Raw genomic sequence first — 18,118 nt, forward strand, 5'->3', positions numbered from 1 at the left:
GCGGCTGAAGGAGATAGGTCATGAACATCGCGATCACCAACGGGCCTGTGCTGATGCCGCCCGCGTTCCGGGGTGGGCTGAATGCCTGGTCCACGACGAACGGCACGCCCGGCAGCCCAACCTGGGGATCGGCGGACAACGGCGCCCTTGTCCCGGCGGACCAGGATTTCGGCACCTGCCTCGAGGTGATGAAGCAGCAGACCACCACAAGCATTCGCTTCAAGGGCGAGACGCCCATGATCCCGGGCGTCTATCTGCGCGTCTCGGCCCGGATCAAGGCCGTGGCGGGCGCCTTGTGCAGCGTGCGGATCGCCGGATGGGCTGGGGACGGGTCGCGCAACCGCGTCGCCGGCCTGGTCGAGGCCGGGCCGACCCTGCCCCTAACCGCCTATGGCGAGGTGGTGGAGATCAGCGCCATTGTCGGTGTTGGATCGCGTCGCGGGGTGGACATGGCCTGGGGAACAGCGCCGGTCTATGGCCATTTCGGGCTGGATCTGGTGGGCGCGAACGGCGGGGCCTTCCGCATCGAATCGATCCGCATCGAGGACGTGACATCGGCCTTTATCCCGTCGCTGATCGACTGGGTGGATGTGCGCGATTTCGGTGCCAAGGGCGACAACGAGACCAACGACCGCGCGGCGTTCATTGCCGCCGACCAGGCGGCGAATGGCGGCTGGGTGGTGGTCCCGGAAGGCACCTTCTTCATCAACGGCGATCTGGGCATCAACAGTCCCATCCGCTTCAAGGGCACGATCCGCACGCCCACGGAAACGCGCGTGTCGTTGATGCAAAGCTTCGATTTCCCGACCTATGCCGATGCCTTCGGCAGCGAAACGCTGGGCATGAAGAAGGCCTTGCAGGCGTTGTTTGGATATACCGACCATGTGTCGCTGGACCTGTGCGGGCGGCGCGTCGATCTGGAGGAACCGCTGGATGTCGGCGTCCTGGCCCCCAGCCTGACCGGCTTTGCCAATCGCCGCGTGATCAGCAACGGCAGCCTCAGCGCCAAGCCGGGCGCCGCCTGGGACACCGGCAAATGGACCAGCACGGCGACCTATGACCCCGCCCAGCCCTTGCGCCTGTCCAACGTGGCCAACGTCGCCGCCATCGAGGTGGGCAGCCGCGTGATCGGCAATGGCGTTGGCCGAGAGGTGTATGTGAACGCCAGGGACGTTGCCGCCCGCACGCTGACCCTGTCGCAGCCCTTTTACGGCGGGGCAGGGACGCGAAGCTATTCCTTTGAACGCTATCGCTACCTGTTCGACTTTTCGGGCGTCGAGCAGATGTCGCGGCTGAATTTCGTCGATCTGGACCTGAACTGCGAGGGCGTTGCCAGCGGCATCATGCTGCCCCCCAAGGGCGAGATGATTGCGCTGCGCGACTGCTATCTGACTAAGCCCAAGGACCGGGGCATCACGTCCATCGGGCGGGGATGCCAGGATATGCTGGTGGACCGCTGCCAGTTCCTGTCCAACGAGATGGAATTGCCTGCGCAGCAGCGGAAAACGGTCGCGATCAACGTCAACGCCAACGATGTGAAGATGCGCGACAACCGCTTTGTGCGTTTTGCGCATTTCATGGTCGCCAATGGCGGCGGGCATATCATTTCCGGCAACCATTGGTTCCAGGGGGACGGGTCGGGCGAAGGGCTGCGCTATGCCGGGCTGGTGCTGACGCGGCCCAATGTGCAGACGACGATCAACGGCAACTACATCGACAATGCGTCGATCGAATGGACCAACGAACACAGCGCCCTGCCGAATTACACGGGAGACGAGTTCAGCTTTGGCGGGTTGACCATCAACGGCAACACCTGCCTGTGTTCCAACACCGCCGCATGGTTCACCTGGCTGACCGTGAAGCCCTATGGCACGGGGCATTTCATCCACGGGCTGACCGTGACCAGCAATGTCTTCAAGGCGCTGTATGGCGACATCGACCGGATCGAGCGGGTCGATACCTCGATCGCCGATCTCAACTACAACAATATGCGCAACCTGCAATTCGAGGGGAACACCTTCAACGGCGTGAAAAGCTATGTCTCGAACCCGCTGATGTTGCAACACAACCAGACCTCGGCCGCGACCACATGGACCTTGCCGGTGATCGACGGGCTGCCCTTCAAGGGCTGGGCCAAGTCGGTGCAGTCGGTGATCGCGGAATCGGCCATCGTCAACGCCAGCGGCGCGCGCGTCGATGCCGCCCCCTGGGTGCAGACCGAAATCGGCACCACCAAGCGTCAGATCCGGCTGAACTGGCCATCGGGGGTAAAGGGCAAGGTCTCCATCTATGCGCGGATGGACCGCCCGCAATAGTCCGCTGATCGACGGGCTGCCCTTCAAGGGCTGGGCCAAGTCGGTGCAGTCGGTGATCGCGGAATCTGCCATCGTCAACGCCAGCGGCGCGCGCGTCGATGCCGCCCCTTGGGTGCAGACCGAAATCGGCACTACCAAGCGTCAGATCCGGCTGAACTGGCCATCGGGGGTAAAGGGCAAGGTCTCCATCTATGCGCGGATGGACCGCCCGCAATAGTCCGCCTGACCGCCGCGCCCGTCGCGGCGGTTCTTCATCGCAACCCCAGATCGGCGGGCGTCAACCGGAACGCCGCGCCGAAACCGGCGTTCAGAAAGCCCGACAGCGGCACCAGCCGCCAAAAGCGGAAATCCGGCAGGTCGATAAAGACCGCTGCCTTGGGATGCGCATCCAGCCAGCGATCCCGCAGTCCGGCGGGATCGTCGATCACATGGGCCGCGACCTGCAAAGACAGGCGCGGCCAGGTCATCGGATCGCCCCGATCCCCCTGCGCTTCCACCAGCAGCGCCGCGCGGTCATCGGCGGCCAGCGCATGGCTGTGGACCGCCAGCCCCGACAGCAGCGCAACAGGCACGCCGGATGCGTCGATCTGGCAGGCGATCTTGGACAGGTGCGGGTGGCCGGTTGGCCGGTCATTCACCGCCAGCACCGCATGACGCATTGCGGCCAGCATTCCCCGCGCGCTGTCGCGGGCGGCGTCGGTGATCGTGCGAACGGGATCCTTTGTCATGCGCAAACGCTGGCGCCGGTCGGTGCGGTTTGCAAGGCTTGTGAATAATTTACCGATACCCCAAAGGTTTCGTCAATTAATTTTCAAAATTATCGTTTCGATAAAAACACTTAACAGGCTCGCTGCAATGTGATTAACATTCCCCCAGGGCGCGCCGAAAAGCCCTGCTGCGACCAGCCGAAGGGTAGAGGCCAGCAGCATGGCACTAAAAAGCGAGGAGGGGACCACGATGACCGAAGCGATTGAAAAGCATCCAATTCCGGCGGGCTTTGAAAAGGCCCATGTAGGGCCAGCCGATTACGCCCGCCTTTATGCCGAATCGGTCAGCGATCCCGAATCGTTCTGGCGCCGCGAGGGAACGTTCATTCCGGAATGCATCGCCTGACAGCTTCCTGAAGCACTTCAGGAGGATGTGATGCGGCGCCCTTTCACCAACCTGACGCTGGACGAACGCCGCGTGATAGCGCGGCTGCTGCAGGCCAAGGTGCCGAAGACAAAGATTGCTCAGATGCTCGGCCGCAGTCGCTCGACCATCACCCGCGAAGTCAGACGCAACTGGTGGCATGACAAGGATGTCCCCCAGGCTGATGGCTACTGTCCTATGACCGCTCAGTCCCAGGCCGACCGCAGGCGTTCTCGCCGGCGCAAGCTTGAGCGTCTTCCGGACTTGCGTGCCGAGGTGATCCGCTGTCTGCACGAAGGCTGGTCGGCGGAACAGATTGCAGGCCGGCGCAGGGTTGAGCCCGGCGCCCTGCACCGGCTCTGCCACGAGACGATCTGCCAGTATGTCCATTCTGCCGAAGGACAGTCCGCGCAACTGGCACCCCTTCTGCCCGAGCGGCGGCGGAAGCGGAAGCCCCGCCATGCCCGCACGCCGCGCAACCGGGTCTTTGCTGCGAAAACGAGCATTCACAACCGGCCGCCCGAGATCAACGATCGCAGCCCGTTGGGGAAATGGGAAGGCGACTTGATGATCTTTGAGCGGGTTCAGGGCAACGCCAATGTGGTCACGCTGGTCGAACGGAAGACCCGCTACACTGTTCTGCTGCGCAACAACGATCGAAATCCAAGCCCCTCATGAACCCGGCAACTGATGGTGTGGATACCTCACCCCAATACGGCATCGCGCTGTGCCAAGATGGTGATAGATTCTTTCAGTAAGGCGCATCAACGCTTCCCATGCCCACATAGACTGACTTCAACTGGGAGTTATGATTGATTGCGGCAGCAGAGTTCTCGCGCCCAAGGCCTGACAGCTTGCTGCCGCCTCAAGGCGCTTCGATTGGCATTAGATTATAGGCGTTGATCCAGGTCGTACCTGCCTGCAAAACTGCGGCCATCCGGTGGCCTCGGGACAGATCAGCTGTGAAAATACCTGCCGCCAACCCGTAAGGGGTAGCATTAGCACGGGCAACAACCTCGTCTTCGATGATAAAGGACAGCACTGTCATCACTGGCCCGAAGATCTCCTCATGCGCGATGAACATGTCATCTGTCGCATCAGTAAAGACTGTCGGTGGCACGAACATCCCCTCACCTATGCCGCCGCAGACGAGGCGTGGCCCTTCAGCTTGGCCCTGCTCGATAGCGCGCGAATTTCGGCGACTTAGAACACCTAACAAAACCGTCTGATCTGGTTGAGGCAGATGAGAGCGCAGCCGAGGATCACGAAGGCCTCGTGGATGTCGGCGCGCCGCTCGTAGCGGATGGCGAGGCGGCGAAAGCGGTTCAGGGGGAAATGGGAAGGCGACTTGATGATCTTTGAGCGGGTTCAGGGCAACGCCAATGTGGTCACGCTGGTCGAACGGAAGACCCGCTACACTGTTCTGCTGCGCAACAACGATCGAAATCCAAGCCCCTCATGAACCGCCTGATCCACGAGAGTCGCCCCATGCCCGCCGATGCGCGGCGCTCGATCACCTTTGACCGCGGCCTGGAGTTCGTGGCCTGGCGCTAGCTGGAAACCGGCATGGACACGAAGGCGTGGTTCTGCGACCCGCAAGCGCCGTGGCAAAAAGGCTGGGTCGAGAACATGAACAGGCGGCTCCGCCGCTGCCTGCCCTGGGACAGTGCTGTGTTGCCGCTGACACCTCGTTCGATGAGGATGATGTGTCAGCGGTTGAACGCCACGCTCCCGAAAGTGCCTGGGCTACCGGACACCTACCGAAGCGTTTCGAGATGAGCTGATACGATGGGAGGCACCATGACGAACCCCGCCGCAGGACGGGTGCATTCAGAATGGAGAGTGCACACGTATTTGGTGGTAGAAATCCCTGCCGACAGCACGAACTATGCCCGAACACCACGGGGCCGGGGTCCGCTAGCCGAAATCGTGAAAGATGAACCAGGCGCCCAGGCAGATCAGGCTAAAGCCCACCCCGTGCTGCCAGCCGATCTTTTCGCCCAAGTAAACCCAGGAAAACAGGGCAAAGACGGACAGGCTGATGACTTCCTGAATTGTCTTCAACTGCGCGGCGCTGAAATGCCCGTGGCCGATGCGGTTGGCGGGCACTTGCAGGATGTATTCGAACAGCGCGATGAACCAACTGATCGCGATCACCGTGACCAGGGGTGCGGCCTTGAACTTCAGGTGCCCATACCAAGCCACCGTCATGAACACGTTCGACGCGATCAGCAAACCGATGGTGACAGCCGGGACAGGCAGGCCTAATCCCATTGCGCCTGCCGGTCCTTGGCCAGGTTGCCGAAGCGGGTGAACTGACCTTCAAAGGACAATTCGACCGTGCCGATGGGGCCGTGACGCTGCTTGCCCAGGATCACTTCGGCCTTGCCGTGGCATTGTTCCATGACCTGCTGCCACTTGGCCATCGCGTCCAGGTCGCTGTCGGACGGCTTTTCACGTTCCTTGTAATATTCCTCGCGAAACACGAACATCACGATGTCGGCGTCCTGTTCGATCGAGCCGGATTCGCGCAGGTCGGACAGTTGCGGGCGCTTGTCCTCGCGGTTCTCGACCTGGCGCGACAGCTGCGACAAGGCAATGACCGGGATATTCAGTTCCTTGGCAATGGCTTTCAGGCCTTGGGTGATCTCGGATACCTCGTTCACGCGGCTGTCCTTGGCCGAGGCTGCCTTCAGCAACTGCAGATAGTCCACCATCAGCACGTCCAACCCGTGCGTCCGCTTCAGTTTGCGCGCGCGGGCGGCAAGCTGGTTGATGGGCAGGGCGGGCGTGTCGTCGATATAAAGGGGACAGTTCTGCAGGGCGTGCGCGGCTTCGACAAAGCGGCGGAATTCGCCTTCGTCCATGTTGCCGCTGCGGATCCGTTCGGATGGCACCTCGGCTGCCTCGGACAGGATCCGGGCCGCGAGTTGTTCGGCAGACATTTCCAGGCTGAAAAATCCCACGACGCCGCCTTCGACGGTGCCGGTCGTGCCGTCAGGCCGTTCCCCGATCTTGTGGGCCTTGGCAATATTGAAGGCGATGTTGGTGGCAAGCGAAGTTTTCCCCATCGAGGGTCGTCCCGCCAGGATCACCAGGTCGGAATTGTTCAATCCGCCCATCTTGCCGTCAAGGTCGATCAGCCCTGTCGAAATTCCCGACAGCTTGCCGTCGCGCTGATAGGCGGCGTTGGCTGCCTGAACCGCGCCGGTCACGGCCTTAAGGAAGGATTGGAAGCCGCGTTCGGCGGTCCCTGCCTCGCCCAGCTTATACAGCGTCTGTTCGGCGGCCTTGATCTGCTCCTCGGCCTCATCGCCCACTTCGACGGTGGCTGCGCGGGCGGAAATGTCCTGCCCCAACTGGATCAACTCGCGGCGCAAAGCGAACTCGCGGATCATCTGGGCATAGTCGCGGGCGGCATAGGCGCTGATGGCAGCGCCAGCCATGCGCGCCAGATAGGCAGGCCCGCCCAGTTCCTTCAGCCCGTCGTCATGTTCCAGAAAGGCCTTGATGGTGACGGGGCTGGCAAGCGCGTTCTTGCGGATCCGTTCGGAACAGATGTCGAAGATGCGCGCGTGGACCGGGTGATAGAAGTGATCCGGCTTGATGATCTGGCTGACGCGGTCGAAGACGTCGTTGTTCGTCAGCAGCGCGCCCAGAAGCTGTTGTTCCGCTTCCAGCGAAAACGGGATCGAGGGCGTGTTTTCCGCATCCCCAGCCTGGCCTGGAATGATGACGCGCAGATTGGTCATGTGCTGCCCCCTTTGTTGCCATCCGTTCTACACCTGATGACCCGTGCGGGGAACGCCGTGCGATGCGATTTCAGGGGGCCGATCTGTGGATTGCTTGTGGATAACTCAGGCGTTCGCGGCCTGCCAGGCGCGGGGGTCGGTCAGGAAAACCTCGACCTCGGCCAAGGTTTTATCGTCGAACGCCGCTTGCGACCTTGCCTCGGCCAGGACATCCCACCAGGTGCATAAATGATGCAGTGCGACGCCGTGATCGGCCAGCCTCTGCGTGGTTTCCGGGAAGATGCCGTAATAGAAAATGACCGCCGTATGCGCGCAGGATGCGCCAGTGTCGCGAATCGCATCGACGAAGGACAGCTTGCTGCCACCATCCGTTGTCAGATCCTCGACCAGCAGGACACGTTGGCCTTCGGTCATGACCCCTTCGATCCGGGCATTGCGGCCATAGCCCTTGGGCTTCTTGCGAACATAGGTCATCGGCAGGCCCAGCCGTTCCGCGACCATGGCCGCAAAGGGGATCCCCGCCGTTTCACCGCCTGCCACATTGTCGAAAGCCTCGAAACCCGCATCGCGCATGACGGTCGCGGCCATGAAATCCATCAGCGTGGCGCGTACACGGGGATAGCTGATGATGCGGCGGCAATCGACATAGGTCGGCCCTTTTAGTCCCGAGGCATAGGTAAACGGCTTTTCCGCATTGAAATCAACAGCCTTGATCTCCAGCAGCATCCGGGCGGACAGGCGGGCGATTTCCTCGCGCGTGGGGAAGGGCAGGTTCATCAGTCCTCCAGATGCCAATAAAGCGGAAAGCCGGGATCGAAAACGGTGACAGTCTCGCCGCCTGCCGCGATTTGCGTCGGGTATTCGGCAGGGGTGTCGCGCTTGACCAGGGTGATTCGGTCTTCGTTCGGCGGCAGGCGATAAAAGGCGGCACCGTTGAGGCTGGTGAATCCTTCAAGCCGGTCCAAGGCGCCCTCGTCCTCGAACACATGGGCCAGGATCGACAGGGTGTTCGGCGCGGTAAAGCAGCCTGCGCAGCCGCAGGGCTGCAGCTTGGCGGCATCAGTATGAGGCGCGCTGTCAGTGCCCAGGAAAAACCGCGCCTCGCCACCGGTGGCGGCTTCGCGCAGGGCAAGGCGGTGAGATTCCCGCTTGGCGACAGGCAAGCAGTAATAATGTGGCCGGATACCCCCGGCCAGGATGGCATTGCGGTTGATGACCAGGTGATGCGTGGTGATCGTGGCCGCCAGATTGTCGCCACTCGCGCGAACATAGGCAACGCCCTCGCTGGTGGTAATGTGTTCCATGACCACCCGCAGTCCAGGAGTGCGGCGGCGCAGCGGGTCCAGCACGCGGTCGATGAACACCGCTTCCCGGTCGAAGATGTCCACGGTCGGATCGGTGACCTCGCCGTGGACGCACAGGGTGACGCCTGCTTCGGCCATCGCCTCCAGCACCGGCTGGACACGGTCGAAATCGGTCACGCCGCTGGCCGAATTGGTCGTGGCGCCCGCCGGATACAGCTTCACAGCCCGGATGATGCCGCCACGGAACGCAGCCACGACCTCGGCAGCTTCGGTCGCATCGGTCAGATACAGGGTCATCTGCGGCTGCAGCGCCGCGCCATGGGGCAGGGCTGCCATTATCCGGTCGCGATAGGCGGCTGCCTGGGTGCCCGTGACCACTGGCGGAACAAGGTTCGGCATGATGATCGCGCGGCCGAAACCGGCGGAATGGGGGGCAACTGCTGTCAGCATCGCGCCGTCGCGAAGATGCAGGTGCCAGTCGTCGGGGCGGCGAAGGGTAATCCGGTCAGTCATGGCCTGCCTCTATACATGGCAAGGGCCGGTTGCCAAGCGGGCCATGCGTAAAATGGCGCGCATCTATTCCAAGGTCGCACTTGTAGTAGCACCAGGGTCGGCCCAGATTGAAAGGAACGCTCAAAGGATTTTTCAATGCCATCTCGCAAGATTTCGAACAACCCCGTGCGCCTGTGGGCGCAATTCGCCCGAATGGGCATCGAGGCGCAGATGGTGATCGGCCTGCGGACCGCGGGCATGATGGGCATGATGGCCCAAGCACCGGGAGAGCCCTTCCGCATGGTTGCCGAAAAGCAGGCAGCCGCGACGGAATCGCTGTTCGCAATGGCCCAGGCGGCGGGCCGGGGCGCCAGTGCCGAACGCGTGATGGCGGCCGCGTTGCGTCCCTATGGCAAGCGGACGCGCGCCAATTCCCGGCGATTGTCGAAAGCCGGCTGAAGAAACCGGCGGGGTTGCCCCCGCCGTGCCTCGTTTCAGATCAGCTTGCCCATGGCGACAGCCGTATCCGACATCCGGTTGGAGAAGCCCCATTCGTTGTCATACCAGGTCAGGATCCGGCACAGCCGGCCGTCCATCACCTTGGTCTGATCCATGTGGAAAACGGACGAATGCGGATCGTGGTTGAAATCCGAGGACACCAGCGGTTCATCGGTATAACCCAACACCCCTTTCATCGGACCGTCGGCGGCAGTCCTGATGACAGCGTTGATTTCCTCGACCGAGGTGTCGCGGCCAGCCTCGAACACAAGGTCCACGACCGAGACGTTGGGCGTCGGCACCCGGATCGCCACGCCGTCCAACTTGCCCTTCAGTTCGGGCAGCACGAGGCCCACGGCCTTGGCAGCCCCGGTCGAGGTCGGGATCATCGACAGGGCAGCGGCGCGGGCGCGATACAGATCCTTGTGCATCGTATCCAGCGTCGGCTGGTCGCCGGTATAGCTGTGGATGGTGGTCATGAAGCCCTTGGCGATGCCGATGCTGTCATTCAGCACCTTCGCCACTGGTGACAGGCAGTTCGTGGTGCAGCTTGCATTTGACACCACCAGATCGTCGGCGGTCAGCGTGTCGTCGTTCACGCCAAAGACGATGGTCTTGTCGGCATTGTCACCGGGGGCAGAGATCAGCACCCGCTTGGCACCGGTCGACAGGTGCGGCTGGACCTTTTCCTTGGACGCGAAGATGCCGGTGCATTCCATGACCACATCGACATCGCCCCAGGGCAGATCGGCGGGGTTGCGAATGGCCGTGACCTTGATCGGGCCGCGGCCCACGTCGATGGAATCACCGCTGACGGTTACGGTTGCCGGGAAACGGCCATGCACGCTGTCATAGCGCAGCAGATGCGCATTGGTTTCGACCGGACCCAAGTCGTTGATCGCAACCACCTCGATATCGGTGCGGCCCGATTCGATGATCGCGCGCAGCACGTTGCGCCCGATGCGCCCGAAACCGTTGATCGCAACTTTGACAGCCATGGTTCTCTCTCCCGACCAAGTGACGTTGGCCCCTCGTATCGCGCTGTCCGGGGTGATGCAAATGCGCAGTGGCGCCTGTCTTGCCTGGATATGATCAGGACGGGGATGTTAGCGCCAGAAGCTAAGGTGGTCGATGAAATCGTCCATCGAACGGGCCGCCAGCAGCGGTAAATCCCAGTGCAGCCAGATCTGATCGGCGGCAAAAAGCGCGCCGATCAGGACCAGAACGGCAATGGCGATGGAATTGGTCATACCTGCTTATCCGCCCACCGAAACGTCTCCGCAAGCCTGTCAGTCGTCATCGTCCTGCGGAAGGATCAGGGTGATTTCCCCGGCTTCTTCAAGACGACGGATGGCGCTGACAACCTCGGTCATGGCTTCCTCGATGTCGGATGCGCGAAGCTTGCCCAGATCGTTGCGTTCCTCGCGCAGGCCGTCGGACATACGTTGCGACAGGTTCGACAAGATGAAGTCGGCGGCCGCAGCTTCGGCCTCGCCCTGGGCTGCGAGGGCGCGGACGAGGATGGGCTGATCGACCTCTCGAATGATGCGGGGAACGTCACGGGGCAGGACGCGGGCGGGGATATGGGCGAAGATGAAGATCGCCTTGCGTACGCTGCCTGCGAAGTCGGCGTCATGCCGATCCAGGCTGTCCAGCACGTCGTCCCGCAAATCGGCGGTGGCAAAGTTCAGGATCGCGCCCATCCGGTCTGTTGCGGGGGTGGAAATGGCGGGCCGGGGCAGCGCCTCGGCTGCTTGCAGCAGGATCACTCCGACGCGGTGCAGTGATTCGGGCGTGACACCGGCCGTCATGGACATGGCCTGCGCAATGGCCCGTGCCCGTTGGCGCGGCAGGCCCACGAACAGTTCCGACGCGCGTTCCACCGGCAGCTTGGACAGCATCAAGGCGACCATCTCGACCGCTTCGGAATTTGCAAGCGCCGTGACGGCAGAAGCGGGCAGGGCCGCTATGCGGGGCCAGGGGTCGCCCCGGCCCAGTACCACGGCGCGGCGGCGCAGCCGGTCGGTGCTGTCTTCGGACAGTTGCGCGCCCAGCATCGCCAGCGTGCCATCCAGGTCGCCGGGAAAGGTCACGCCAACTGATTCCAGCCGGTCACAGAATTCCGTGATGATCGCGTCGCGCGTGTGGCGGTCGATCAGTTCCATTCCCGCCATTTCCTCGGCCAACAGCGTCTGGCTTTCGCTGTTCAGCCGCGACAGGCCGGAAGCCGATTCATCATCCAGAAGCAGGCGCACGATGACCGCCGCCTTTTGCCTTTGGTTCAATCCCGTTTGTATTGTCATGGCCCCACCAGATCGACCGTTCCATGCTGTCAATCTGGCAGAGCTTCCCTAACATGGCGTTTACGCGCGGCTATTTCTGGCTATCTTCGAATACCCGGCGAAAGATCGTATCGACGTGCTTGGTGTGATAGCCAAGGTCGAATTTCTCCTCGATCTGGTCGGGCGACAGGACGGCCGTCACCTCGGCGTCGACCAGAAGTTCCGATTTGAAATCAGCGCCTTGTTCCCAGACCTTCATCGCATTTCGCTGCACTAGGCGATAGGCATCCTCGCGCGAGACGCCAGCCTGGGTCAGCGCCAGAAGAACCCGCTGCGACATCACCAGGCCTTTGAACTTGTTCATGTTCTTCAGCATGGTGTCGGGATAGATCACCAGCTTGTCGATCACGCCTGCCAGCCGGTTCAGCGCGAAATCCAGCGTGATCGTGGCGTCTGGGCCGATGGCACGCTCGACCGATGAATGGCTGATGTCGCGTTCGTGCCACAGAGCCACATTCTCCATCGCCGGAATCACCGCCATGCGGACCAGGCGGGCAAGGCCCGTCAGGTTTTCGGTCAGGACCGGGTTGCGCTTGTGGGGCATCGCGGAACTGCCCTTCTGGCCGGGGCTGAAGAACTCCTCGGCCTCCAGCACCTCGGTCCGCTGCATATGGCGGATTTCGATGGCCACGTTCTCGATGCTGCTGGCAATGACGCCCAGGGTTGCGAAGAACATCGCATGGCGGTCGCGCGGGATCACCTGGGTGCTGATCGGCTCGGGGCGCAGGCCCAGCTTGGCGCAGACATGCTCCTCGACCGCGGGATCGATATTGGCGAAGGTGCCCACGGCGCCTGAAATGGCCCCGGTCGCGACCTCCCACCGGGCTTTTTCCAGGCGGTTCCGGTTGCGGTCCATTTCTGCGTAAAAGCGCGCGAAGGTCAGGCCCATCGTGGTTGGTTCGGCATGAATGCCGTGGCTGCGACCGATGCGGACCGTGTCCTTGTGTTCATAGGCGCGGCGTTTCAGCGCCTCCAGCACACGGTCCAGATCAGCCAGCAGGATGTCGGCCGCGCGCACCAGTTGCACGTTCAGCGTGGTGTCCAGAACGTCGCTGCTGGTCATGCCCTGGTGGACAAAGCGGGCCTCGTCCGAACCGATATGTTCCGCCAGATGCGTCAGAAAGGCGATCACGTCGTGCTTGGTCACGGCCTCGATCTCGTCGATGCGGGCCACGTCGAATTCCACGTCCTTGGCGCGCCACACGGCCTGCGCGTTTTCGCGCGGGATCACGCCCAGGTCGGCCTGGGCATCGCAGGCATGGGCCTCGATTTCGAACCAGATGCGAAAACGGGTTTCCGGCGACCAGATGGCGGTCATCTCGGGACGGGCATAGCGCGGGATCATGGCAGGCCTCTTTTGCAGTTGGGGCGGGCATAGCGGGGCCATGACGCAGGAGCAAGATTTCGATTGGCCCGCACCGTGCCAGGGAACATTCCGACTGCACAATTGGTTGGGGAAGCGAACCGATCCGATAACGCCGGAGAGCAGCGATGAATCCCACCCCGAATGACAATCATGACGACAACCGCCCCCTGACCGAGGCCGACCGCACGACCGAAACCCGTTTCGGCCCACGTCCAGTGCCCCCTGGTCACCAGATGCCGCATTCCCGACGGGTATTTCCCTCGGGCCGCGTTTCCCCTGATGGCCGTTCGTCCTATCCCAGCCCCGCAACGGGCACCAAGATTGCCGTCTGGGGCGGAATTGCGCTTGGCGTGGCAGGCGGAACGGCAGCTGCGGTCTTTGCAGTCCGCAAGATCGCCGAGGCCTTGTCCGACGATTCGCCGTCGTCGCACCACAGGCCCCGTCGCCCGGTGCCGCAATTTGCCAAGCTGGACGATGACGAACGCGACGCAATGCGCAGCCGTGTCCACGACCAAGAGCGTCATGACAGCCGAGAGGTCGCCCGCCTGCGGCAGGAGGCGTCGCGCCGCCGCCCGTCGTCCCAACGCAAGGCCAAGAAGGGTAATTTCGCCGAAAGCCTGATCGAAACCTCGACTAAGCTGTCCGAAAGCCTGGAAGGCGTGGCCAAGTCCATGGCCATGGCAGTCGAGTCCTTCCGCGGGGTTGCGGGCCAGGCCACCGGCATTGTGCAGGAGTTCGCGGGGGCGGCAGATCAGTTGCGGTCCGCATTGCGGGGCGAGAATCCCTCGGCGTCGCGCCGTTCGGACGATGACGACCGCGCCCACCGGCTTTGATCCAGGACTGAGCGAGGACGGACGATGAAAAGCAGCACGCCCGGGGTCATGGATGCGTTGTTCGGCGATCTGGATGACCCGACCCGCGAACGCTTTGGCCTCAAGACCGAAGGCGATCCTGCCGCTGTCACGGAACGTCCCATGACAACAGCGCCGCGCGCGAACGTGGGACTGCGCGATCTGGGAAAGGATGACATCTGGGCGATCGCCAAGTCCACCCTGTCCCAGATCGGCACCGACAGGGTGACGGCCGTTGCCGGAGGCATCACCTTCTTCGGGCTGCTGTCACTGTTTCCGGCGCTGACCGCCTTTGTGTCGATCTATGGACTTGTTGCGGATCCTGCCACGATCGCGGGTCATCTGGATATGCTGGAAAGCTTTCTTCCCCAAGGTGCCCTTGGCATAATCCGGGATCAGGTGCAGGCGATCACCTCGTCGCCCGGCACCGCCCTGTCGATTGCAGGGATCGGCGGTTTGCTCGTGGCCTTTTATTCGGCCAATGGCGGAATGAAGGCACTGCTGTCGGCACTGAACGTTGCCTTTTTCCAGACCGAAACCCGGGGCTTTCTCAAGCTGAACCTGTTGTCCATGGCCTTTACCCTGGGCGGACTGGTGATGATCATCCTGATGCTGGGCATTATCGCGGTGATTCCAATCCTCCTGCAGATGCTGCCGCTGTCGGAATCGACAAGCACCTGGGTGGGGTTGATCCGATGGCCGATCATGTTCGGCGTGCTGATCCTGGCGCTTGCCGCATTGTACCGGTGGGGACCGGACGCCCCGGATTCCCGGTGGCGGTGGATTTCGCCGGGTGCCGTGATTGCGGCGATAGGGCTGGTGCTGACCTCGATCCTGTTCAGTTGGTATGCTGCGAACTTCGCAGATTACAACGAAACCTATGGGTCGTTGGGTGCGGTGATTGCGCTGATGATGTGGCTGTGGTTCGCCTCGACCGTGGTCCTTGTCGGGGCCGAGGTCAATTCCGAGATCGAAAGCCATCTGAAAAAACTGGCAGGTGTGCCCGACAAGCGCCAAAAGGAACAGGTCTAGCGTTCCGTCAGCTTCAGTTCGATCCGCCGGTTGGCAGCCAATGCATCGGCGGACGTGCCCTGTGCAACAGGCCGCGTGTCGGCAAAGCCGGTCGCGGCTAGGCGATTGGCCGGAAAGCCCAGTTCGTCGATCATGTAGCGCACGACTGCCAAGGCGCGGCCTTGGCTGAGTTCCCAGTTGTCGCGGTAACGGCCGGTGCCCGAAAGCCGGGTGTCGTCGGTATGGCCATCGACGCGAATGATCCAGTCGATCTCGGGCGGGATGTCGCCGGAAATGTCGGACAGCATCCGGGCTACGCGGGCGACCTGATCCTGGCCTGCGGCAGACAGCATCGCCTCGCCCGGGGCGAACAGCACTTCGGACTGAAAGACGAAGCGATCGCCCACCACCTGGACGCCTTCGCGGCCCGACAGGATCTGGGACAGGCGGCCGAAGAATTCCGACCGATAGCGGGCCAGATCAACGGCTTCCTCCTCGGCCTTCTGTCGGGCCTGTTCTTCCAGCGTCAGGCGGCGGTCCTTTTCCTCGGCCGCGCGCAGCAGGGCGGCGTTCAATTGTCGGCCCAGATCCTCGACCCGCAATTCCGCCTGTTTCTGATCGTCGCCTGCCGTGTCCAGCAAGGCTTGCAGCGATCCCAACTGGGCCGTCAGCGACGCGACCTGTTCGTTCAAAAGCGCGACCCGCCGTTGTCCGTCGTCAGACAGGGCTTGTTGATCCGCCAAGGCTTTTTCGGCCGTTTCCAGCAATGCTGCTTGACGTTCAGCTTCGGTGAGGGTGCGTTCGGCTTGGGCAGTCGCCTGGTCGCGCGCGGCCTCGGCTGCGGCCAGAAGGGTAAGGGTTTCCTCGGCTCGCTTGCGGCTTTCTTCCAGCGACAGGGTCATGGCAGTCAGTTCGGCATCGGCGCTTTCCAGGCGCTCGCGCAAGGCCCGCGCGGCCTCGGCATCGGTCAGGCGGGCGGCCTCGGCCTCTGTCAGGTCGGCCTGCAGGGCGTCAGCGCGCGCGGCCGTCGCCTGGTTCTGCTGGCGCAGATCGGCGATCAGAGCCTCGAGCGCCTCGCGGCGGGCGGCGGCAAGACGAGCTTGTTCAGCCTGGGTGTCGATTTCCTGGCGCGCCGCCGCCACGGCCAGTTCGGCGGCACTGGCGCGGCTTTGCTGTTCGCTCAGTTGCGTCCGCAACTGCTGCTGCTGGGCGTCGGCTTGGTCGCGATCCGCCACGCGCGCGGCCATCAGGGCAGCCACCTCGGCCTCGAAATCGGTCAGGCGGCTGCGGGCCTGGGCCAGTTCGCCCTGGCTGTCTTCCAGCTGGGTCGACAGCCGGGTGATCCGCGCGGCCCTGTCGCGGGCCTCAGCCTCGGCATCGGCAAGCTGGCCTTGCAGAACACCCTTTTGATCCTCGGACACGGTCAGGGCGTGTCCCAGGGCGGCGACCTGCTGGCCCAACTGTTCCAACCGCCGTTCCTGGCCGGAAATCACCCGGTCCTGGCTGGAAATGACCTGATCCTGTTCGGTGATGGTGTCGTCCTGGTCGGTGATCTGGTCGCGCAAGACCGATTGCATCACCGTGAAAATGGTCAATACAAAGACCAGGACCATCAGCAGCGTCGCCAAGGCATCCACGAAACCCGGCCAGATGTTGGTCGAGAACCGATGCCCCGATGCGGCGCGACGCAGGGCCATGGGTCAGTTCCTGTCCCGCGACACCAAGGGATCGCGCAGAAGATCGTCGCGGAACGGGTCGTTGAACCGTGCCGCGCGCACCGCACGGGTCAGCACCAGGATGTCCGACCGCAGTTCCGCCACCATTTCGTCGCGCCCTTCGGTCAGGTCGGCTGCCAGCCGGTTCAAGGCAGCCTCGATCCCCGCCATGTCGGGGGGCGGGGACGCCGGGCGCTCTGCCTGGCTGCGGGCAAGATCGACCAGCCGGTCCTGGCCCTGCGCCAGCCGGGACAAGGTTTCGGTCAGGGCCGCAACGCGGGATTGCGATTCCTGGTGATCGGTCTCGCTGCGTTGGACCAGGGCTTCGACGGCCTGCGCCATCACCACGACGCGTTCATCGGCCATCGCGGCCGCCTCGTCGCGTTGGAGGTCGCGACCGGCTTGGATCTGTTGCAAGCGGTCCATCTGGCCCGCCATCTGTTCCAGGAACCCGGCCAAGGCGGCCTGATCGACGGCGTCGCCTTCGTTCCCCGCCAAGCTGACGCGGGTAAAGCCCGACATCCATTCCTCGAGCTCGCGGTAAAAGCGGTTCTGGCCATGGGTGGCGAACAGTTCCAGCAGACCGACCACCAGCGACCCCGCAAGGCCCAGCAGAGACGATGAAAACGCCGTGGCCATGCCGCCAAGCTGGGCTTCAAGACCGCTCATCAGCTTGTCAAAGACCTGGAGGCCGCTTTCCCCCTGTTGCGGAGCCAGCGTGCGGATGGTTTCGACGACCGCCGGAATGGTCGTGGCCAAGCCATAGAAGGTGCCCAGAAGACCAAGAAAGATTAGTAGGTTGGTGAGATAACGTGTGATGTCGCGAAGTTCGTCGATGCGGGTTGCCACCGAATCCAGGATCGACGACGCGGCCCCGGTCGAGATCACCCCGCCCACGGGCCCGCGGGTCCCCAGCAGGGCCGCCAGCGGCGCAAGCAGGCGCGGCGGCTGATCGCCGGTATCCGCCTCGCCCCGCGCGGCGATGCCCTTTTCGACCGCATGGCGGCGGCGTTCGGCAAATCTTTCGATCCAGCTGACCGACCGGATCAGCTGTCCGACCTGCCAGAAGCAGGCCAGGATGCCAAGCCCGAAGACCCCAAGGATGAACCCGTTCAGCCACAGGTTCGCCTGAAAGATCGGCAGGATACGACCGTAGGCGACCCAGCCGCCCGCCAGCACCAGGGCCAGAACCGTCACCATCAAGACGATCTGGCGGATGGGCTGCGAAAATCTGGGATTGGCGGGGCTGGTGTCGGACGAACGGGTTGCGGTGATCCGGCGAGGCGGGCGCTGTCCCAGGGTGGATGCATCATGCCGCTGGCTGCTGGTTGGTTCGCTCAA

17 protein-coding genes and 4 pseudogenes are annotated in these 18,118 nt (G+C 62.9%); 8 read left to right on the top strand and 13 right to left on the bottom strand.

Annotated elements, in window-relative coordinates:
- Positions 1–20: 20 nt before the first annotated feature.
- Positions 21–2,315, top strand: coding sequence for a glycosyl hydrolase family 28-related protein (locus tag Q5701_RS10610; RefSeq protein WP_306755201.1), 2,295 nt, complete (start codon positions 21–23; stop codon positions 2,313–2,315).
- Positions 2,290–2,532, top strand: a complete 243-nt coding sequence (locus tag Q5701_RS10615; protein WP_306755202.1) for a hypothetical protein — start codon at positions 2,290–2,292, stop codon at positions 2,530–2,532. The genes Q5701_RS10610 and Q5701_RS10615 overlap by 26 nt, the downstream gene beginning before the upstream one ends.
- 34 nt (positions 2,533–2,566) lie before the next feature.
- On the opposite strand, the gene Q5701_RS10620 is transcribed toward Q5701_RS10615, so the two are convergent.
- The gene (locus tag Q5701_RS10620; protein WP_234855234.1) at positions 2,567–3,043 is read right to left on the bottom strand and encodes a pyridoxamine 5-phosphate oxidase; all 477 of its coding nucleotides are present in this window, start codon (positions 3,041–3,043) and stop codon (positions 2,567–2,569) included.
- Between the two features lie 229 nt (positions 3,044–3,272).
- Between Q5701_RS10620 and Q5701_RS10625 the strand changes: the two genes are divergently transcribed.
- Both Q5701_RS10625 and Q5701_RS10630 read left to right on the top strand, forming a co-directional pair.
- On the top strand, positions 3,273–3,428 hold the full coding sequence (locus tag Q5701_RS10625; RefSeq protein ID WP_306755203.1) for a hypothetical protein: 156 nt from the start codon (positions 3,273–3,275) through the stop codon (positions 3,426–3,428).
- Between the two features lie 30 nt (positions 3,429–3,458).
- Positions 3,459–4,126, top strand: a pseudogene (locus Q5701_RS10630) (IS30 family transposase); the annotation flags it as partial.
- Positions 4,127–4,197: 71 nt separating this feature from the next.
- Here Q5701_RS10630 and Q5701_RS10635 read toward each other — a convergent pair.
- Both Q5701_RS10635 and Q5701_RS10640 read right to left on the bottom strand, forming a co-directional pair.
- Positions 4,198–4,629, bottom strand: a pseudogene (locus tag Q5701_RS10635) (aldehyde dehydrogenase family protein); the annotation flags it as partial.
- A gap of 29 nt (positions 4,630–4,658) precedes the next feature.
- Positions 4,659–4,775, bottom strand: a pseudogene (locus Q5701_RS10640) (IS5/IS1182 family transposase); the annotation flags it as partial.
- A 1-nt stretch (position 4,776) separates the two neighbouring features.
- Between Q5701_RS10640 and Q5701_RS23090 the strand changes: the two are divergent.
- Positions 4,777–5,250, top strand: a pseudogene (locus Q5701_RS23090) (IS30 family transposase); the annotation flags it as partial.
- 113 nt (positions 5,251–5,363) lie between these two features.
- Here Q5701_RS23090 and Q5701_RS10645 read toward each other — a convergent pair.
- From Q5701_RS10645 to pyrC, 4 genes are all read right to left on the bottom strand, one after another.
- Positions 5,364–5,720, bottom strand: a complete 357-nt coding sequence (locus Q5701_RS10645) for a DMT family protein (protein WP_306755205.1) — start codon at positions 5,718–5,720, stop codon at positions 5,364–5,366.
- Entirely contained in the window at positions 5,711–7,198 is a 1,488-nt protein-coding gene (locus Q5701_RS10650; protein WP_234853311.1) for a replicative DNA helicase, read from the bottom strand. The genes Q5701_RS10645 and Q5701_RS10650 overlap by 10 nt, the downstream gene beginning before the upstream one ends.
- 105 nt (positions 7,199–7,303) lie before the next feature.
- Entirely contained in the window at positions 7,304–7,975 is a 672-nt protein-coding gene (locus tag Q5701_RS10655; RefSeq protein ID WP_373568641.1) for an orotate phosphoribosyltransferase, read from the bottom strand.
- Positions 7,975–9,015, bottom strand: coding sequence for a dihydroorotase (gene pyrC, locus Q5701_RS10660; RefSeq protein ID WP_306755206.1), 1,041 nt, complete (start codon positions 9,013–9,015; stop codon positions 7,975–7,977). The genes Q5701_RS10655 and pyrC overlap by 1 nt, the downstream gene beginning before the upstream one ends.
- 135 nt (positions 9,016–9,150) lie before the next feature.
- Between pyrC and Q5701_RS10665 the strand changes: the two genes are divergently transcribed.
- Positions 9,151–9,453: an antibiotic ABC transporter gene (locus Q5701_RS10665; RefSeq protein ID WP_306755207.1), complete on the top strand. Its 303-nt coding sequence runs from the start codon at positions 9,151–9,153 to the stop codon at positions 9,451–9,453.
- A 35-nt stretch (positions 9,454–9,488) separates the two neighbouring features.
- On the opposite strand, the gene gap is transcribed toward Q5701_RS10665, so the two are convergent.
- The 4 genes from gap to purB all read right to left on the bottom strand — a co-directional run bounded on the left by gap (position 9,489) and on the right by purB (position 13,179).
- Entirely contained in the window at positions 9,489–10,490 is a 1,002-nt protein-coding gene (gene gap / locus Q5701_RS10670; protein WP_306755208.1) for a type I glyceraldehyde-3-phosphate dehydrogenase, read from the bottom strand.
- Between the two features lie 108 nt (positions 10,491–10,598).
- Positions 10,599–10,742 (bottom strand): hypothetical protein, encoded by a 144-nt coding sequence (locus Q5701_RS10675; protein WP_306755209.1) that lies wholly within the window; start codon positions 10,740–10,742, stop codon positions 10,599–10,601.
- 39 nt (positions 10,743–10,781) lie between these two features.
- The gene (locus Q5701_RS10680) at positions 10,782–11,795 is read right to left on the bottom strand and encodes a FliG C-terminal domain-containing protein (RefSeq protein WP_234853306.1); all 1,014 of its coding nucleotides are present in this window, start codon (positions 11,793–11,795) and stop codon (positions 10,782–10,784) included.
- Positions 11,796–11,865: 70 nt separating this feature from the next.
- Positions 11,866–13,179 carry an adenylosuccinate lyase gene (gene purB / locus Q5701_RS10685; RefSeq protein WP_306755210.1) on the bottom strand — a complete coding sequence of 438 codons (1,314 nt, stop codon included), beginning with the start codon at positions 13,177–13,179 and terminating at the stop codon, positions 11,866–11,868.
- 146 nt (positions 13,180–13,325) lie between these two features.
- Here purB and Q5701_RS10690 point away from each other — a divergent pair, with 146 nt between their 5' ends.
- Positions 13,326–14,033 (top strand): hypothetical protein, encoded by a 708-nt coding sequence (locus tag Q5701_RS10690; RefSeq protein ID WP_306755211.1) that lies wholly within the window; start codon positions 13,326–13,328, stop codon positions 14,031–14,033.
- A gap of 24 nt (positions 14,034–14,057) precedes the next feature.
- Complete coding sequence (locus tag Q5701_RS10695) at positions 14,058–15,083, top strand: YihY/virulence factor BrkB family protein (protein WP_306755212.1); 1,026 nt, start codon at positions 14,058–14,060, stop codon at positions 15,081–15,083.
- Here the strand turns inward: Q5701_RS10695 and Q5701_RS10700 are convergent.
- Positions 15,080–16,759, bottom strand: a complete 1,680-nt coding sequence (locus tag Q5701_RS10700; protein ID WP_306755213.1) for a peptidoglycan -binding protein — start codon at positions 16,757–16,759, stop codon at positions 15,080–15,082. The two genes, Q5701_RS10695 and Q5701_RS10700, sit on opposite strands and share 4 nt — an antisense overlap.
- 3 nt (positions 16,760–16,762) lie before the next feature.
- Complete coding sequence (locus Q5701_RS10705) at positions 16,763–18,118, bottom strand: hypothetical protein (protein WP_306755214.1); 1,356 nt, start codon at positions 18,116–18,118, stop codon at positions 16,763–16,765.

The organism is Paracoccus actinidiae (assembly GCF_030863885.1).
Lineage (GTDB): Bacteria > Pseudomonadota > Alphaproteobacteria > Rhodobacterales > Rhodobacteraceae > Paracoccus > Paracoccus everestensis.

What these genes read in the sequence shown, in the direction of transcription:
- Q5701_RS10625 (WP_306755203.1), top strand. Translation starts at nt 3,273, where the DNA reads ATGACCGAAGCGATTGAAAAGCATCCAATTCCGGCGGGCTTTGAAAAG.
- Q5701_RS10650 (WP_234853311.1), bottom strand. Translation starts at nt 7,198, where the DNA reads ATGACCAATCTGCGCGTCATCATTCCAGGCCAGGCTGGGGATGCGGAA.
- Q5701_RS10680 (WP_234853306.1), bottom strand. Translation starts at nt 11,795, where the DNA reads ATGACAATACAAACGGGATTGAACCAAAGGCAAAAGGCGGCGGTCATC.
- purB (WP_306755210.1), bottom strand. Translation starts at nt 13,179, where the DNA reads ATGATCCCGCGCTATGCCCGTCCCGAGATGACCGCCATCTGGTCGCCG.
- Q5701_RS10690 (WP_306755211.1), top strand. Translation starts at nt 13,326, where the DNA reads ATGAATCCCACCCCGAATGACAATCATGACGACAACCGCCCCCTGACC.
- Q5701_RS10620 (WP_234855234.1), bottom strand. Translation starts at nt 3,043, where the DNA reads ATGACAAAGGATCCCGTTCGCACGATCACCGACGCCGCCCGCGACAGC.
- Q5701_RS10645 (WP_306755205.1), bottom strand. Translation starts at nt 5,720, where the DNA reads ATGGGATTAGGCCTGCCTGTCCCGGCTGTCACCATCGGTTTGCTGATC.
- Q5701_RS10615 (WP_306755202.1), top strand. Translation starts at nt 2,290, where the DNA reads ATGCGCGGATGGACCGCCCGCAATAGTCCGCTGATCGACGGGCTGCCC.
- Q5701_RS10610 (WP_306755201.1), top strand. Translation starts at nt 21, where the DNA reads ATGAACATCGCGATCACCAACGGGCCTGTGCTGATGCCGCCCGCGTTC.
- Q5701_RS10655 (WP_373568641.1), bottom strand. Translation starts at nt 7,975, where the DNA reads ATGAACCTGCCCTTCCCCACGCGCGAGGAAATCGCCCGCCTGTCCGCC.
- Q5701_RS10700 (WP_306755213.1), bottom strand. Translation starts at nt 16,759, where the DNA reads ATGGCCCTGCGTCGCGCCGCATCGGGGCATCGGTTCTCGACCAACATC.
- pyrC (WP_306755206.1), bottom strand. Translation starts at nt 9,015, where the DNA reads ATGACTGACCGGATTACCCTTCGCCGCCCCGACGACTGGCACCTGCAT.
- Q5701_RS10665 (WP_306755207.1), top strand. Translation starts at nt 9,151, where the DNA reads ATGCCATCTCGCAAGATTTCGAACAACCCCGTGCGCCTGTGGGCGCAA.
- Q5701_RS10675 (WP_306755209.1), bottom strand. Translation starts at nt 10,742, where the DNA reads ATGACCAATTCCATCGCCATTGCCGTTCTGGTCCTGATCGGCGCGCTT.
- gap (WP_306755208.1), bottom strand. Translation starts at nt 10,490, where the DNA reads ATGGCTGTCAAAGTTGCGATCAACGGTTTCGGGCGCATCGGGCGCAAC.
- Q5701_RS10695 (WP_306755212.1), top strand. Translation starts at nt 14,058, where the DNA reads ATGAAAAGCAGCACGCCCGGGGTCATGGATGCGTTGTTCGGCGATCTG.